General features: G+C 50.2%; 11 protein-coding genes and 1 pseudogene. 6 read left to right on the forward strand and 6 right to left on the reverse strand.

Annotated elements, in window-relative coordinates; genetic code table 11:
* Positions 1-464 precede the first annotated feature (464 nt).
* The 6 genes and pseudogenes from ING2E5A_RS08055 to ING2E5A_RS08080 all read left to right on the forward strand — a co-directional run bounded on the left by ING2E5A_RS08055 (position 465) and on the right by ING2E5A_RS08080 (position 6,839).
* Positions 465-1,970 carry a bifunctional ADP-dependent NAD(P)H-hydrate dehydratase/NAD(P)H-hydrate epimerase gene (locus ING2E5A_RS08055; protein WP_071136956.1) on the forward strand — a complete coding sequence of 502 codons (1,506 nt, stop codon included), beginning with the start codon at positions 465-467 and terminating at the stop codon, positions 1,968-1,970.
* Between the two features lie 33 nt (positions 1,971-2,003).
* Positions 2,004-4,115, forward strand: a complete 2,112-nt coding sequence (locus tag ING2E5A_RS08060; protein ID WP_071136957.1) for a right-handed parallel beta-helix repeat-containing protein — start codon at positions 2,004-2,006, stop codon at positions 4,113-4,115.
* 193 nt (positions 4,116-4,308) lie between these two features.
* Positions 4,309-4,777, forward strand: a pseudogene (locus ING2E5A_RS08065) (transposase).
* A gap of 159 nt (positions 4,778-4,936) precedes the next feature.
* Positions 4,937-5,248, forward strand: coding sequence for a 50S ribosomal protein L21 (gene rplU / locus ING2E5A_RS08070; protein WP_071136959.1), 312 nt, complete (start codon positions 4,937-4,939; stop codon positions 5,246-5,248).
* A gap of 20 nt (positions 5,249-5,268) precedes the next feature.
* On the forward strand, positions 5,269-5,532 hold the full coding sequence (gene rpmA, locus ING2E5A_RS08075; protein WP_071136960.1) for a 50S ribosomal protein L27: 264 nt from the start codon (positions 5,269-5,271) through the stop codon (positions 5,530-5,532).
* A gap of 116 nt (positions 5,533-5,648) precedes the next feature.
* Complete coding sequence (locus tag ING2E5A_RS08080) at positions 5,649-6,839, forward strand: class I SAM-dependent methyltransferase (protein ID WP_071136961.1); 1,191 nt, start codon at positions 5,649-5,651, stop codon at positions 6,837-6,839.
* Here the strand turns inward: ING2E5A_RS08080 and pyrF are convergent.
* From pyrF to secA, 6 genes are all read right to left on the reverse strand, one after another.
* Positions 6,834-7,658, reverse strand: coding sequence for an orotidine-5'-phosphate decarboxylase (gene pyrF / locus ING2E5A_RS08085; protein WP_071136962.1), 825 nt, complete (start codon positions 7,656-7,658; stop codon positions 6,834-6,836). The two genes, ING2E5A_RS08080 and pyrF, sit on opposite strands and share 6 nt — an antisense overlap.
* 34 nt (positions 7,659-7,692) lie before the next feature.
* The gene (gene prfA / locus ING2E5A_RS08090) at positions 7,693-8,778 is read right to left on the reverse strand and encodes a peptide chain release factor 1 (protein WP_071136963.1); all 1,086 of its coding nucleotides are present in this window, start codon (positions 8,776-8,778) and stop codon (positions 7,693-7,695) included.
* A gap of 35 nt (positions 8,779-8,813) precedes the next feature.
* On the reverse strand, positions 8,814-9,992 hold the full coding sequence (locus ING2E5A_RS08095) for an AIR synthase related protein (protein ID WP_071136964.1): 1,179 nt from the start codon (positions 9,990-9,992) through the stop codon (positions 8,814-8,816).
* A gap of 223 nt (positions 9,993-10,215) precedes the next feature.
* Positions 10,216-11,487 (reverse strand): tetratricopeptide repeat protein, encoded by a 1,272-nt coding sequence (locus tag ING2E5A_RS08100; protein ID WP_071136965.1) that lies wholly within the window; start codon positions 11,485-11,487, stop codon positions 10,216-10,218.
* Positions 11,488-11,588: 101 nt separating this feature from the next.
* Entirely contained in the window at positions 11,589-14,129 is a 2,541-nt protein-coding gene (gyrA, locus tag ING2E5A_RS08105) for a DNA gyrase subunit A (protein ID WP_071136966.1), read from the reverse strand.
* Positions 14,130-14,398: 269 nt separating this feature from the next.
* Positions 14,399-17,695, reverse strand: a complete 3,297-nt coding sequence (secA, locus tag ING2E5A_RS08110) for a preprotein translocase subunit SecA (RefSeq protein ID WP_071136967.1) — start codon at positions 17,693-17,695, stop codon at positions 14,399-14,401.
* Positions 17,696-17,748 lie beyond the last annotated feature (53 nt).

The raw sequence follows: 17,748 nt of genomic DNA on the forward strand, positions 1-17,748 counted from the left end.
TAAGGTATAAATTATTTATACTTATCAGTTTAACGATTTGTGATCGGTCAGACTTTTGAGGTAAATATAATCATGTTTACGAATTATTTCAGCTCACTACAGTCAGATTATCCCTTTCTGCCACTTTGGGAAAATTAAACCGGACAGTAGTGATATTTGTTATGCACTAAAAGTAATGTAAAACTCCCGTATCAGATAAATAATCAGTCTATAGTGCTGATCTGTCTTTCACGCTGCAAGTTTAGTAAATTTTTTTATAATTTGGCGTTTTTCTGTAAACCTTTTTCAGGATTGAGGTTGTGGATTTTAATAATCTAATTTCATGGGTGGGTCGATTTTAATCATTCGGAAAGAAAAATGGAATAAAAATGGGGAATTTTGTTGATTTTTGCTTTGTTGTGAATTGGTTGTAGTGATAAAATTATATAACTTCGCAATGTAATCTTAAAAAAAGACAGAGCCAGATGAAGATTCTAACCTCGGAGCAGATTAGGAGAGTGGATGCGGAGACGATTAAACGGGAGGGGATTCCGTCGCTCGAACTCATGAAACGGGCTGCAAAGGCTTTCTACGACAGGTTTACGGAGAGATTCCCCGACAAGAATAGCCCGGTGCTGATCTTTGCAGGTGTGGGAAACAATGGTGGCGACGGACTGGTGGTTGCCCGCCTCCTGAACAAGTCGGGATACAACGTGAAGGTCTGCATTGTGGAGTACAGCGACCACTACACGGAGGATTGTGCCCACAATGTGCGACGGATAAAGGCGGAAAATATCTCCTACATGAAAGTGAGGGAGGAGAAGGAGATACCGGAGCTATCGGGCTACGACCTGCTGATTGACGGAATTTTCGGAACGGGGCTCTCGAGGGAGGTGAGCGGCATTGCGGCGACGGTGATTCAACGGATCAACGAGAGTGGGAAGCCGGTGATCAGCATCGATGTGCCGAGTGGTCTTTTCTTGGACCGGCCTACCTCATTTGCCGTGCACGCCACCGAGACCATCACTTTCGAGATCCCCAAACTGGCGCTATATCTTCCAGATAATCAGGCCTACACGGACAAAGTGACGATTGTGCCGATAGGGTTGAACAAGGAGGCAATAGCGCAGGAGGCAAGCAATATGAGCCTTGTGGAGAGGTGTAACATACGGGCACTGTTGAAGCCGCTTCACAAGTTTGCCCATAAGGGTACACAGGGACACGGTTTACTGATTGGGGGGAGTCTGGGTAAGATCGGTTCGGTCTGCCTGGCATCCAGGGCTGCGCTGAGAAGCGGTTGCGGACTGGTTACCGCCTTCGTGCCCGGTTGTGGCACATCTGTCCTCCAGACTGCCTTTCCGGAAGCGATGGTGATTGAGGACCGGAACGGAACGCATATTACCTCGATCGGTTATACGATCCGGCCCGATGCCGTTGGGATAGGTGTGGGCATGGGACTGCTACCGGAGACCCAGGAGGCTTTTTACCGCTTTATACAGCAGAACAGGGCACCCATGGTGATCGATGCAGACGGGTTGAATATCTTGTCGAAGAATAGGGAATGGCTCTCCCTACTGCCTCCGGATACCATTTTGACGCCGCATCCCAAGGAGTTGTCCAGACTGATAGGAGAGTGGCGCGAAGACTACGAAAAAATAGAGAAGACAATAGCATTCGCAAAAAAGTACCGTTTGATTGTCGTCTTGAAAGGCGCATACACCTTGATTGTGACCCCAGAACATCTATATGTTAACAGGACTGGAACACCGGCATTGGCCACAGCCGGCAGCGGGGATGTGCTCACCGGAATCATTACAGGTCTGCTTGCACAGGGTTATTCACCGCTGGAGGCTGCCCAGTCGGGCGTCTTCCTGCATGGTTTGACGGCCGACCTGACCGCAGCGGAGATCCATCCCCGGAGCTTTATCGCTTCCGATATTATCGATAACTTGGGCAGGGCCTATTTTGAAATTGAAAAGAGGATACGTTGAACCGATACCGTCTCTAACTTAAATCTGAATCATATGTTGAAAATCGGAAAATTTTTTCTGATGCTGGCGTTCTCCTTACAGGTAGCAGCGGGGCAGGAGTTGTATGTTTCTCCGTCAGGAGATGATGGAAACAGCGGGACAAGGGAACAACCGTTGGCAACCTTGACAGGAGCACGCGACAGGATCAGGGAGCTGCGCAGTCGAGGGGCTATAACCGATACGCTCTTTGTAAGGATTCTTCCAGGCACTTATACGCTGATGGAACCGTTTGTGTTGACAGTAGAGGATGCTGGTAGTGCGACGTCGCCGGTGATCTACACTTCGGCCGAAGCGGATAAACGCCCACTCTTCTGCGGTGGCATTGAAACGGCTCAGTTTGAAGTAGTCAATCCGGGTCTGTGGCGGGTATTTGTGCCCGAAACGCGGTTAGGATTCCGGTTCGAGCAGTTGTTCATCAACGGTGAACGCCGTTTTCGGGCACAGACGCCCAACCGGGGGAAATTCCTGAATATCCGGAAGGTCGATACCGATACCCTTAGCCGGGGGAAGATCGATGCCGACCAGTACGGGAAAGTGGCCGATTTTGCATTGCAACGGATCTGCCTGCAGCCCGACGACTATCACATCCTGCAGGATATAGCTCCAGATGAGCTGGAGGGTGTGGTTTTAGGGTTCAATCATCTCTGGACCCATACCCGCAAGGTTCCCGATTTCCTGGGATTGAAGGATAGTTGCTGGTATATCTCAGGAAGGGGACTGGCATGGAATTTCGGGATCAAGAAGAACGCACGCTACATCGTCGAGAACTACCGAAAGGCAATGGATGCTCCCGGTGAATGGTATCTGGACAAATCTGGCTGGTTGTGGTATATCCCGATGCCGGGGGAGACGCCCGAGCAGACACGCTGCTTGATGCCGGTAACCGAGCAGTTGATCACCATTGCCGGAAAACCGGACTCGCCGGTTGAGCATATCCGTTTTGAAAATATCCGGTTTGAGGTGACCGGCTACCGTACGCCGCCGCATGGATACACCGATCCGCAGGCGGCAGTCTCCATCCCTGCCACGGTGATGCTCGATTTTGCCCAGGAGATTGAGTTCCTGAATTGCAATATTGCCCATACGGGAAATTATGCCATCTGGTTCAGGGAACAGTGTCGACGCTCGCGCGTTGAACATTGCCATCTTCATGATCTGGGAGCGGGAGGCATAAAGATCGGCACTTCCTACATCCCGCCCGAGGAGCGGCTGACCAAGGAGATTACGGTGCATAACAACATCATCCAGCATGGTGGATATATCTTTCCTCCAGGCGTGGGTGTAATCATTTTCAATGGCAGCGACAACGCCATTACCCATAACGATATTGGCGATTTCCGCTATTCGGGCGTCTCGGTAGGGTGGGTGTGGGGCTACACCTACAGTCCGACCAAACGGAATACCATTGCCTACAACCACATCCACCACCTGGGCTGGGGCGAGCTGTGCGACATGGGGGGCGTCTACCTGCTGGGGGCTTCAGAAGGTACAACGGTGAACAATAATGTGATTCATGACATCTACTCCTACGATTATGGAGGGTGGGGGTTGTATACCGATGAAGGTGCATACGACATCCTGCTGGAGAACAACCTGGTCTACAATTGCAAGAGTTCTGGCTTCCACCAGCACTACGGGAAAATGAACACCATCCGCAACAACATCTTTGCCTTCAACCTCAATCATCAGATTCAGTTCACGAGGGCGGAAGAGCACCTCTCTTACTCCTTTACCAACAATATCATCTATTTCGACAGGGGCAGCCTGATCTCCTTCAGCAGCGAGGAAGCCTTCCGGAAGGCCAATATCATGTACGATCGGAACTGTTACTGGGATAGAAGGGGGGAAAAGCTCGTCTTCTACGGTCACTCATATGATGAATGGAAAAAGATGGGTAGGGATCTGCACTCTATCGTGGCCGACCCGCTTTTCGAAGATCCGGAGAATTACGACTTCCGGTTCAGGAAAAGAGCTGTTGCGCGGAAGATCGGCTTTGTTCCGTTCGACTATTCCCGGGCCGGCGTCATCGGTAGCGAGGATTGGAAAGCGAAGGCGACGGTCTCCCCCGAACTGGATGAGCAGTTCCGGTCATTGTACAAGCGTTAGTTGTGCCTAAGTTCAACTTAGAAGTGCAACATCCACGTGTTGTTTTTTGAAATGATTCTTCACAACAATCATGAAAAACACCGGGGGGGTTTGCCTAACGGCCGGGGGCGCGCAAGCCCCCGAAGAGAGTCGGACAGCAACATAAAAGAAAAAGGAGACCGAAGTCTCCCTAAAATTAACTATTATGTTGCTTATGAAAAAATACAAACAGTTAACTTCAGAACAAAGGTACGCGATTTATTTAGGTTTAGAAAACGGTGACACCCAGCGGACGATCGCTAGCTTGATAGGTGTCAGTCCTTCAGCGGTGTCCAGGGAGTTGCAGCGCAACAAGGACAAGCGCGGGGGCTACTCGTGGCGACTGGCCCACGAGATGGCGATGGAGAGAAGGGAACGCCTGCCCGGCAACCGGGCCACCCCGGAATGGATCACGGAGATGCTGGAAGCCCCGGTGTACTTCACCGACCCCTATTCGGCATGGCAAAAAGGATCGATCGAAAACGCGAACAAGCTCATCCGGCAATACATCCCCAAGGGGGGCGTCCTTCAAGGACTATCCACCCGACAGATTGAAGCGGATACAGCACAGGCTGAATGAAAGACCGAGGAAAAAATTGGACTTTAACACACCCAAAGTTGAGTTTTACAAACAATTAATGTAAATTGCACTTGCTGCTTGACTCTGCCGTGAAATAATTGTCGCGAATATATTTTGTAAATACGTATAATATTCGTACTTTTGCACCTCGATTCGCCAATAGGCTCAATAAGTAGTGGCACGATGCCGCTCGCCTCAGGCATGTAACGATAAGTTATTTTTTATGTACGTAATCGTAGATATTCAAGGTCAGCAATTTAAAGTGCAGCAGGACCAGAAATTGTTCGTTCACCGGATCAATGCCGAACAGGGCAGCGTGGTGGAGTTTGAAAAAGTGATGCTCGTCGACAAAGATGGCGATGTACAGGTTGGGGCTCCCGTTATTGAAGGAGCAAAGGTGGTTGTTGAGATTCTTTCGCATGTAAAAGGCGACAAGGTTCTTGTCTTCAAGAAGAAAAGAAGAAAAGGATACCGTAAGTTGAACGGTCACCGTCAACAGTTCTCAGAAGTTTTAGTAAAAGAGATTATTGCTTAATCAGTTAAAATCAGAAGAAAATGGCACATAAGAAAGGTGTAGGTAGTTCGAAGAACGGCCGCGAATCGGAAAGTAAACGATTGGGCGTTAAAATATTTGGTGGCGAGTTCGCAAAAGCAGGCAACATCTTGGTTCGTCAACGCGGAACAGTTCACCATCCGGGAGAGAATGTAGGAATCGGTAAGGATCACACGCTTTTTGCGTTGATCGACGGAGTTGTGGTTTTCCGCAAACGCCGAAATAACCGCTCTTTCGTATCGGTTCTTCCGAAAGCAGAAGCGTAATCAATTGGCTTCAGCCGTCTGAAAATCAAGAGTACTTGATCCATAAAATACAAGTTTTTTTAGTTGATAAGAACAACCTGCTATTTCGATAGTCAGGTTGTTTTTATTTATATCGAATGGAACTGACCACGCAACAGAAGGATTTTATCCGTCAGCATGAACAGGACGATGTGAAGGAGCTGGCCTTGAAGCTCGACAAGGAGAAGTATCGGAGCCTGGATGTTGCGTTGGTGTTGAGCCAGATCGTGGGGCGGCAGACAGCCAGAGAAAAGTTCCCCAGATGGTACAACACCGATGGAATCATCTATCCGGTTCATCTCTCACTGGAGCAGGCATCGTCAGAGATTACCGCAGGCTACAAGGCTTCGCTGGTTCCCGGCGGCTTCGGGAGACTGGTGGACCTGACCGGCGGGATGGGGGTAGATTTTGCGGCGCTCTCGCAACGGTTCGAGCAATCGGTATATGTGGAGCAGGATCAGGATCTTTGCCATATTGCCAGGCACAATTTTTCGGTATTGGGCCTGCAGGGTATATCCGTTGTGAACGACCCCGGTGAAGCCTTTCTGCAGAGGATGGAACCGGCGGAGATGATTTATCTAGATCCGTCGCGTCGCGACAATGTGGGACGAAAGGTAGTCCGCATCGAGGAGTGTTCGCCCGATGTGTCGGTTATCCGGGAGCAGTTGCTGGCCAAGGCGAAGCTGGTTGTAATCAAGTTCTCGCCCATGCTCGACATCTCGTTGGCACTCAAAAGCTTGGGCAGGGTGAGCGAGGTGCATGTCGTCTCGGTAGAGAACGAGTGCAAGGAGTTGCTCTTCCTGCTGTCACCCGATGCCATGGCGACCCTCTTCCATGCCGTTAATCTCTACAGAACCGGTAAGATGGAGAGATTTTATTTCTCTCCGGAGGAGGAACAGAATGTTGAGATCCCTTTTGCCTCAGCCGTTGGCAGCTATCTCTACGAACCCAATGCCTCTATCTTGAAGGCGGGGGGATTCAAGAGCGTGGCGAAACGGTATGGAGTGCAGAAACTCCATGTGAACAGTCACCTCTATACTTCGGACAGACCGGTCTACGATTTTCCCGGCCGCATGTTTGAAGTGCGGCAGTGGTTTGTTCCCAACAGGCAGAACGTGAAACAGTTCCTCTCACAAACAAAAAAAGCGAACATTACTGTCCGCAATTTTCCGTTGTCAGTAGCCGAAATCCGTCGGAAAACCGGCCTGAAAGAGGGTGGGGAGCTCTATCTCTTTGCAACGACCGTTGCAAGAGATACAAAGATATGGGTGACAGGAACGAGACTATAGATACTTCTCCAGCATTCCTGCCATCTCCTCCTGCAATTTTCTGGCCTCCTTGCCGGCTGTTTCCGCAAACGTTTCGGTGGTGTCTGCATAAATGATGGCTCGTGACGAGTTGACCAGCAGGCCACACTCCCGGTTCATGCCGTAGTGGCAGACCTCTTCCAGCGAGCCTCCCTGGGCACCTACGCCAGGTACGAGCAGGAAGTGATCGGGAACAATCTTTCTCACCTCTTCAAAGAGTCTTCCCTGTGTGGCACCCACCACATACATCATCTGTTCGGCCGATGCCCATGCTTGCGACTGGCGAAGCACCTTTTCGAATAACCGCTCACCGTTCTGGTCCTGGAGCAACTGGAAATCTTGCGACCCCTTGTTGCTGGTGAGAGCCAGCAGAATAACCCATTTTCCGTTGTACTTCAGGAATGGTGTGACGCTATCCTCTCCCATATAGGGTGCTACGGTTACGGCATCCACCCGCGCAGTATCGAAAAAGGTGCTTGCATACATCTCGCTGGTATTGCCGATATCGCCCCGCTTGGCATCGGCAATGATGAACTGGTCGGGATAGCGTTGCCGGATGTAGGCCACCGTCTTCTCGAACGCAAGCCAACCGGTCAATCCCTGACTTTCATAGAATGCCAAGTTGGGCTTGTAGGCCACACAGTAGGACGCCGTCTTGTCGATGATCTCCTTGTTGAAAGCGTAGATCGGATCTTCTTTTTCCAGCAGGTGTTCCGGAATCTTGGTGATATCGGTGTCCAGCCCCACGCAGAGGAAGGAGCGCTTTTTCTGAATCTGCGCAAAAAGTTGTTGTTTGGTCATTATCTTATCTGTTTGAAACGTCAATCACTTTTCTTTAGATTTCTGCCTCCTTTAACCGCTCGGCATTTTCGCTGACGATGAGCCGGTCGATGAGATCCTGGATCTCGCCGTCCATAAAGGCTGCAAGGTTGTAAACGGTATAGTTGATGCGGTGGTCGGTAATTCTTCCCTGGGGGTAGTTATAGGTGCGGATCTTGGCCGAACGGTCGCCGGTGGATACCATGGTCTTTCGCCGTGAAGCGATATCGCCCTGCCGTTTGGTGAGCTCGATATCGTAGAGTCTGGCACGCAACATCTGCATGGCCAGCTCCCGGTTAGCCAGTTGCGAACGTGCCTGCTGGCAGACCACCACGATGCCGGTGGGTTTGTGGGTAAGCTGAACCTTTGTCTCTACCTTGTTTACGTTCTGCCCTCCAGCGCCACTGGAACGTGCCGTATGGAAGTCGATATCGGCAGGGTTGAGCTCCACCTCGAACTCTTCCGCCTCGGGAAGTACGGCAACGGTAGCGGCCGATGTGTGTACGCGACCCTGTGTCTCGGTTGCCGGAACGCGCTGTACCCGGTGGACACCTGACTCATACTTCAATGTGCCGTACACCTTTTCGCCGGTGACGGTAAAGATGATCTCCTTGAAACCTCCCGCCGTTCCTTCGGTATAGCTGGAGACTTCGGTCTTCCACCCCTTGCTTTCGCAATAACGGGTATACATCTTGTATAGATCTCCGGCAAAGATCGACGCTTCATCGCCACCTGTCCCGCCACGGATCTCCATGATCACATTCTTATCGTCCTCGGGGTCGGCCGGAATCAGCAACAGCTTAATCTGCTCTTCCAGTTCGGGCAGTTTCCGGGTATTGAGAGCGAGCTCCTCGTTGGCCAGCTGACGCAGGTCGCTGTCCGACTCGCTCTCCAGGATCTTTTTCGCCTCCTCGATGGAGTCTAATGCCAGTTTATATTCGTTCCGGGCAGCTACAATCGCTTCCAGCTCCCGGTATTCCTTGTTGAGCTTGACAAACCGTTTCATATCGCCGATAACGGTAGGATCGGTGATCAGGGTTCCAATCTCCTCGAAACGGGTAACCAGGTGATTGAGTTTATCCAATAGTGAGTTGTCTGACATAATTTGTCTCTGATGTCCTAGTAAAGGTTTTAATGTTAATAGGTGAATCTCCCAAATTCACTCTCGATGATCAGTTCCCGCACGTCCGATTTTTCCACGCGGCCAACCACCTGTGCATCCACATTGAACGACTTGGAGATCTCAATTACCTTCGACGCATATTTCTCTGGCAGGTAGAGCTCCATCCGGTGCCCCATATTGAATACCTTGTACATCTCTTTCCAGTCGGTGTTTGACTGTTCGTGAATAAGCTCGAACAGGGGTGGGAGCGGGAAAAGGTTATCCTTGACAACACGCAGCCCGTCGTTCAGGAAATGCATGATCTTGGTTTGTGCCCCTCCGGAACAGTGTACCATTCCGTGGATTTTATCACGTAACTCTTTTAATATCAACGATATGATTGGAGCGTAAGTGCGGGTAGGGGAGAGAACCAGTTTTCCGGCATCCACTCCCAGATTGGCGATCCGATCGGTAAGCCCGATATTTCCGGAGTAGATCAGCGATTCAGGAATGGCCGCATCGTAGCTTTCGGGATACTTCTCCGCCAGGTAACCGGCAAAAACATCGTGCCGGGCGGAGGTCAATCCGTTGCTCCCCATGCCACCGTTGTACTCGCGTTCGTAGGTGGCCTGGCCTGAGGAGGAGAGTCCCACGATCACATCTCCGGCTGCTATATTGGCATTGTCGATGACATCCGCACGTCTCATGCGACAGGTCACCGTGCTGTCTACAATGATCGTCCTTACCAGGTCGCCAACGTCGGCCGTTTCTCCGCCCGTAGGATAGATATGCACCCCAAGCGACGAGAGCTCCTCGCACAGCTCGTTGGTGCCGTTGATGATGGCCGAAACCACTTCGCCGGGTATCAGGTTCTTGTTGCGTCCGATGGTGGACGAGAGCAGTATATTGTCGGTCGCGCCAACGCACAGCAGATCGTCGATATTCATGATCAGCGCATCCTGTGCAACTCCTTTCCAGACAGAGAGATCGCCGGTCTCGCGCCAGTAGACGTATGCCAGTGACGATTTGGTGCCCGCACCGTCGGCATGCATAATGTTGCAGTAGCCGGGATCGCCGCCCAGGATATCCGGGACAATTTTGCAGAATGCTTTCGGGAAGATTCCCTTGTCGATATTTTTTATGGCATTGTGCACGTCTTCTTTCGATGCGGAAACGCCGCGAAGATTGTATCGTTGATCGTTTGTTGTATCCATATCGGGTGCGAAGTAAGTCTCAATTCATCTTACGGTACAAAAGTAATAAAAAAGTGCGAATTTTTGCTCCTTAAAAAACAGAGATAAAATTCCTATAATTACTATTATGTTTAATTGTCTATTCGGAAAAGTCTACTCTCTTCGGTTCGATGTGGAAAATAAAAGAGGTGCCGATTTTTCGACACCTCTCATAAATGTTGTTGTAGTGAAAGTTCTACACATATTATAATCCGAGCTCTTTTTCCACCTCTTTCAATTGTACGGACTTGTCTACGCCCATCATGCTCAGGTTATAGTAAACGTTTCTCAGTTTCATCAAAGCTCCATCGATTTCAGTTTTATCGGCATTCCGGTCTTTCAGCAGCTGGGTGAATTTTTCGAGGTGCGGCAGAGCTGCCTGATAGAATTCGACTGTTTTCTTGTCGTTTTCCAACTGCATTTTACGGTCGGTAATCGTTGCCGTTTTCTCTTTCAGGTTTTGTGCCTGGAGGATAAAGTTTACAGCCAGCGCTTCGAGAGCCCTTTCGCAATTGGCATCCTGAGCCAACGCCTTGTTGTATTCAGCTTCAGCTGCTGCAAATTCCCCCTTTTCAGCCAACAATGCACCCTTTACACTGTTCAGGTCGCATGCGTTGGTGGGATCGTTCTTGATGGCTTCATCCAGGTATTCCATTGCTTTCTGGTTGTTGCCTTGACGAATAAATACGTTTACCAGATTGGGAATGAAATACTTGCTTTTCGGGAATTTTTCAGCACCTTCGTAAAGGGTCTCAATATATTTGGCGGTATCGCCCTGCTGGATATATTCACTGGCAATAAGTTCGTAAATATCACTTTCCTGGTATGCGCTATTGGGGATAAAAGGCTCACTGGCCGCTCTTTTTAGCAATTTCAAAGCCCGGTCGTGATCTTTTGCCTGGATGGCGGTGATGATGGCGTAATACTTGATGGTCTGATAGGTGCTGTCGAGCTGGAAAGCATCTTTCTGACCGTCAAACATCGGTAGCGTGGGTATGTTCCAGTAAATTTCAAAGAAATCGGCAGCTTTGCTATATTGCTGTTTTTCGTTGAAGAATACCCCACCGTTGATGTAGAATGGATGATTTGCCTTTAAAATTCCAGAGATATCTTTACGAAATTTGTTTTTTACCCTGCCTTTGGCGTCGGGCAACTCACCCAGTGAATCGGCTTTTACATACGGTTCGTATGATTCCAACAGCCCGTTGAACATCACCTCCTGATTGGCAGGTTTTCCCAGCATCTCGTTGGTCCGTTCGTTGTCGAATGCCTTGTTTCCGATATCGCCGTATATTTTCCAGGTTTCCGGATCGTTGGCTGTCTCGGGGTTTGTGATTGCTTGTTTGATTAATGTACGTGCCTCGTTCAGGTCGTTGCTTCCCAAAGATCTCTTGGCATCTCTCACAGCCGACTTTTGCGCAAACAAGGAACCTGCTGCAAAAATAGCCGCTGCGGTAAGGAAAAATAATTTTTTCATTTTATTCATCGTTTTAAGTTAAGTTTCTCTCTAAAATTGGGAATCTCTCTCTACTTTGGTTCTTTTGACTGTAAAATTACAAAAAGTTTAAACTTCCAATACTATTCCTCATTCTCTTCGGTTAGATTTTCCTCATTTTCTTCGGCCAAAACGATCTCAACATCCTCTTCCTCCTCTTCAGAGTTTACTTTACATACCGAGGCAATCTCATCGTTCCGTTTTTCCAGGTTAATAAGCCGAACTCCCTGAGTAGCACGTCCCATGGTGCGAATATCGGAAATTTTCACACGTATTGTAATTCCTGATTTGTTAATAATCATTAAATCGTTGTCATCGGTAACACTTTTGATGGCGACTAGCTTACCTGTTTTTTCGGTAATGTTCAGGGTTTTAACCCCCTTACCGCCACGGTGGGTGATCCTGTAGACCGGTTCACCATCCTCGTCGTTAAGCATGGTTCGCTTGCCGTATCCCTGTTCCGATACTACCAGTATGGTATCTTTCGAATCGGGATCCATGCAGATCATACCGACAACATAATCCTCGCCATCATCGTCCAGCGTCATTCCCTTTACACCGGTAGCAGTACGCCCCATTGGCCGTACATCCGACTCGTGGAAACGAATGGCCCTGCCGTTCCGGTTGGCCAGGATGATATCTTTCTTGCCGTCGGTCAACCTTACGGAGATTACCTGATCGTCTTCGTTCAATCCGATGGCGATCACTCCATTCTGACGCGGACGGGAATAGGCCTCGAGCAATGTTTTCTTCACGATTCCAGACCGGGTTCCGAATACCAGGTAGTGGGAGTTGATATACGCTTCATCCTCCAGGGTGAGAACCCGTACAAAAGCGGTGATGCTGTCGTCCGAATCGATGTTGAGCAGGTTCTGGATAGCTCTTCCCTTCGATGTTTTGGTTCCTTCCGGAATTTCATATACCCTGAGCCAGTAGCATTTTCCCTTCTGTGTGAAGAAGAGCATATAGTTGTGATTGGTGGCGGGATAGATATATTCCACGAAATCCTCGTCTCTGGTCTGCGATCCTTTGGTTCCTACCCCTCCCCTGTTCTGCGTACGGAATTCGGAGAGCGGAGTCCGTTTGATGTAACCTAGGTGAGAAATGGTAATGATCATCTCGTCGTCTGCGTAGAAATCTTCGGGATTCATCTCTTCCGATGCATAGATGATCTCGGAACGGCGTTCGTCACCATATTTGTCGCGGATCTCGATCAACTCCTCCTTGATGATCTGCATGCGCAGATCCTGATTGTTCAGGACATCGTTCAGGTGGGCGATCAGCCGTTGAATCTCTTCAAATTCGGCCCGGAGCTTATCCTGCTCAAGTCCCGTAAGTTGGCGCAACCGCATCTCGACGATGGCGCGTGCCTGGATTTCGGAGAGCGCAAAACGTTCAACCAGTCGCTGGATAGCCTCCTGTGGTGTGCCTGACGAGCGGATGATGGAGATGACCTCGTCGATATTGTCGGAAGCTATGATCAGCCCCTGCAGTATGTGTGCCCTCTCTTCCGCTTTGCGGAGTTCATATTTTGTGCGCCGAACAATCACATCATGGCGATGTTCGACAAAGAGTTCGATCAGCTGTTTCAGGTTGAGCAGCTGCGGACGTCCCTTTACCAAAGCAATGTTGTTCACGTTGAACGACGACTGCATGGCGGTCAGCTTGTAGAGCTTGTTGAGTACTACATTGGCATTGGCGTCGCGTTTGACGTCGACGACAATCCGCATCCCCTGACGGTCCGATTCGTCGTTTATGTTGGAGATGCCTTCGATCTTCTTGTCGGCTACCAGGTCGGCGATGTGGCGGATCAACTCGGCCTTGTTGACCAGATAGGGAATCTCTGAAATGATGATCTTGTCGTGCGTCTTTCCCGATTCAATTTCAGCCTTGCCGCGCATCACGATGCGTCCCCTACCCGTCTCGAAAGCATCTATCACACCCTTGTACCCGTAGATGTAACCACCGGTGGGGAAATCGGGCGCCTTGATGTAGTGCATCAGGCCAGCGGTATCGATATCGTTGTTATCGATATAGGCTACAATACCGTTGATTACCTCCGTCAAGTTGTGCGGTGCCATATTGGTTGCCATACCCACTGCGATACCCGACGCACCGTTGATCAGCAGGTTGGGTATCCGTGTCGGCAACACGGTAGGCTCCTGTAATGTATCGTCGAAATTGAATTGAAAATCTACCGTCTCCTTGTCGATATCCCGCAGCATCTCTTCGCCAAGCTTGTTCATCCTGGCCTCGGTGTAACGCATGGCTGCGGGACTGTCGCCGTCAATGCTTCCCATGTTCCCCTGGCCATCAACCAGTGTGTAGCGCATGCTCCAATCCTGGGCCAGGCGCACCATGGCATTGTAGACCGATGAATCGCCGTGAGGATGGTATTTACCGAGGACTTCACCCACGATTCTTGCCGATTTCTTATGCGGTTTGTCTGATGTATTCCCTAATTCGGACATCCCGAAAAGAATACGCCGATGAACAGGCTTAAATCCGTCTCGGACGTCAGGTAGTGCACGTGAAACGATTACGGACATCGAATAGTCGATGTAGGCCGATTTCATTTCATCTTCAATACTGATCTTAATGACTCTGTCTTCTTGGTCAATCATACTAAAATGTGAATTTTTTCTTAAGAAAACACTTATTAATCAATTGATAACCAATAAAATAAGTGTATGCTTATATCCAATTTAAATAACGTACTAAGATAGGAAATTTTCACCATTTAACAAAGGAAATCGCTCCAAAAAACGGTTTCGCCACATTCTAATTAATGTTTTTTATTGTTTGCCGCCAAAGTACTTCTGGAGCAAAAAAGAACCCGAAGAAGGGTCAACTTGCTTCGGGTCCGTCTCATTTTTATCTTACTGGAGTGGCATCAGCCATTCTGTCCGTGACAATTTTTATATTTCTTCCCGCTTCCACAGGGACAAGGATCGTTTCTTCCCACCTTCTTCTCCACGCGGACAGGTTCCAACTTTCGCTGCTCAGGCTGTCTGGGAGCTCCGTCGGGAGCGGATCCCCTACCCACTTCATCCTTCTGGGTGCGGTATTTGCTGTAATCGGTCTTCTGATCGGGTGCAGCCTGGCGGACACTCTGCGGATCCTGTACCGGTATCTGCCCACGCATCAGGATCGACACGGCTTTTGTATTGATCTCGTTAACCATCACCTTGAAGAGGTTGAACGATTCGAGCTTGTAGATCAGCAGCGGATCCTTCTGTTCGTAGCTGGCGTTCTGAACCGAATGGCGAAGTTCATCCATCTCCCGGAGATGCTCCTTCCAGTATTCGTCGATGGTGTGTAGCAGGATTGCCTTTTCAAACGATTTGATCAGCGCCTTGGATCCCGACTCGTAAGCCTCCTTCAAATTGGTGGTGATGTTATATATCCTCTTCCCGTCGGTAATGGGTATCAGGATATTTTCATACATGGCGCCCTGCTTTTCATACACATCCTTGATTACCGGCTGGGCGATCTCCGCCAACCGGTCGGTTTTGCGTTTGAAATCTGAAATGGCCTTCTCGACCACCTTTTCCACCTGCGCTTCGAGCTTCATATCCTTCATCTCCTTCTCAGTGAAGGGAATCTCAATGGCCATCACACGGAAAAGATCCAGCTTCATGTTTTCGTAGTCATCCTCGTTCATCACCACGATATTCCTGGCCGTTTCAGTGATCATGTTGGTAACGTCGATCTCGATACGTTCGCCCATCAACGCATTGCGGCGGCGTCTGTAGATCAGCTCGCGCTGCGAGTTCATCACGTCGTCGTACTCCAGCAACCGCTTGCGTATGCCGAAGTTGTTCTCCTCCACCTTTTTCTGGGCACGCTCTACCGACTTGTTCAACATGTCGTGTTCAAGCATGTCGCCCTCCTTGAATCCCATCCGGTCCATCAGTCCGGCAATCCGTTCGGTGGCGAAGAGACGCATCAGGTCATCCTCGAGCGATACGAAAAAGACCGATGAACCTGGGTCTCCCTGACGACCGGCACGACCGCGCAACTGCCTGTCTACCCGGCGGCTCTCGTGACGTTCCGTACCGATGATGGCCAAACCGCCCGCCTCCTTCACTTCGGGCGCAAGCTTGATGTCGGTACCACGACCGGCCATGTTGGTTGCGATGGTCACCATGCCCTTCTGACCGGCATTGGCCACAATTTCGGCTTCTCGCTGGTGCAGCTTGGCATTCAGTACGTTGTGTTTGATCTTGCGGAGGGTTAACATCCTGCTCAGCAGTTCGGAGATCTCCACCGAGGTGGTACCGACCAGTACCGGTCGCCCTTTTGCAATGGTACTCTCGATCTCGTCGATTACTGCCGTGTATTTCTCGCGCTTCGTCTTATAGATGCGGTCGTTCATGTCGTTCCGGATTACCGGCCGGTTGGTCGGTATCACCACCACATCCAGCTTGTAGATGTCCCAGAACTCGCCTGCTTCGGTTTCGGCCGTACCGGTCATACCGGCAAGCTTGTTGTACATCCTGAAGTAGTTCTGCAGGGTGATGGTGGCAAATGTCTGTGTTGCAGCCTCCACCTTGACCCGCTCCTTCGCTTCAATGGCCTGGTGCAGACCGTCGGAATAGCGACGTCCCTCCATGATACGGCCTGTCTGCTCATCCACGATCTTTACCTTGTTGTCGATAACCACATACTCGTCATCCTTCTCAAACAGGGTGTATGCCTTGAGAAGCTGGTTGACCGTATGGACCCGTTCCGATTTTATGGCATAATTCTGCAGGAGTTCATCTTTCTTGGCAGCCTTCTCTTCATCGCTGAGCGGTAGATTATCCAGTTCGGACAATTGCGATGCGATGTCGGGCAGGACAAAGAACTGCGGGTCGTCCGATTTTCCGGTCAACAGGTCGATCCCCTTGTCGGTCAGTTCGATGCTGTTCTGCTTCTCGTCGATCACAAAGTATAACGGATCGGTGACGATGTGCATGTTGCGAGACTGCTCCTGCATATAGAACTCCTCGGTTTTCAGCATCGCCGCCTTCACGCCCTGTTCGCTCAGGAACTTGATCAGCGGCTTGTACTTCGGCATGCCCTTGTATGAGCGGAAAAGCAACAGGGCTCCCTCTTCCTGCTCCTTCTTGTCCTGCGATGCCATCTTGACTTTGGCATCGGCAAGCAGTTTGGTTGTCAGTTCGCGCTGGGCCTTTACCACCTGCTCCACCCGCGGGCGGAAAAGGTCGAATAGCTGGTCGTCGCCTTTCGGTACCGGTCCGGAGATAATCAGAGGGGTACGCGCGTCGTCGATCAATACGGAGTCGACCTCGTCGACGATGGCGTAGTTATGCATGCGCTGTACCAGATCCCTGGGCGAAACGGCCATGTTGTCGCGCAGGTAGTCGAAGCCGAATTCGTTGTTGGTTCCGAAAGTGATGTCGGCTTCATAAGCCTTGCGTCGTGCTTCGGAGTTGGGTTCATGCTTGTCGATACAGTCGACCGAGAGTCCGTGAAACATGTAGATGGGGCCCATCCACTCCGAGTCACGTTTCGACAGGTAGTCGTTCACCGTTACCACATGCACGCCACGGTGGGTGAGCGCATTCAGGAATACCGGCAGTGTGGCTACCAGCGTCTTTCCTTCACCGGTCGCCATCTCGGCAATCTTGCCCTGGTGCAGGACGACCCCGCCGAAGAGCTGTACATCGTAGTGTACCATATCCCAGGTAATCTCGTTACCGCCGGCAATCCAATGGTTCTGGTAGATCGCCTTGTCGCCTTCGATCCGGATGAAGTCGTGCTTGGCAGCCAGGTCGCGGTCGAAACTTGTCGCCGTGACCACAATCTCGGGGTTCTCCTTGAACCTTCTGGCGGTCTCCTTGACAATGGAAAAGGCTTCGGGAAGGATCTCCGCCAACACCTTCTCCAATTTAGCCGTAATCTCCTTCTCTATCTTATCGATCTCGTTCCAGACCGATTCCCGCTTTTCAAGCGCCACCTCTTCCAGGCCGGCTTTCAGCTCTGCAATACGGGCATTTTCGTCGGCAATGGAGAGGGCGATTCTCTCTTCCAGCTCCTTGGTCTTTGCACGAAGTGCGTCGTTGGAGAGTTCGGCAATTTTCGGATAAGCCTCCTTGATTGCGTTCACAATGGGGTTTATCTCGTTTAGATCCCTCTGTGCCTTGTTGCCGAATATTTTACTTATAAATGAATTGAATCCCATATTATATTTTTTGTTGCGGGTTTCGGAAACTGTGGCCGGTCTCCCGTAACCAT

Origin of the sequence: Petrimonas mucosa, assembly GCF_900095795.1 — a bacterium.
Lineage (GTDB): Bacteria > Bacteroidota > Bacteroidia > Bacteroidales > Dysgonomonadaceae > Petrimonas > Petrimonas mucosa.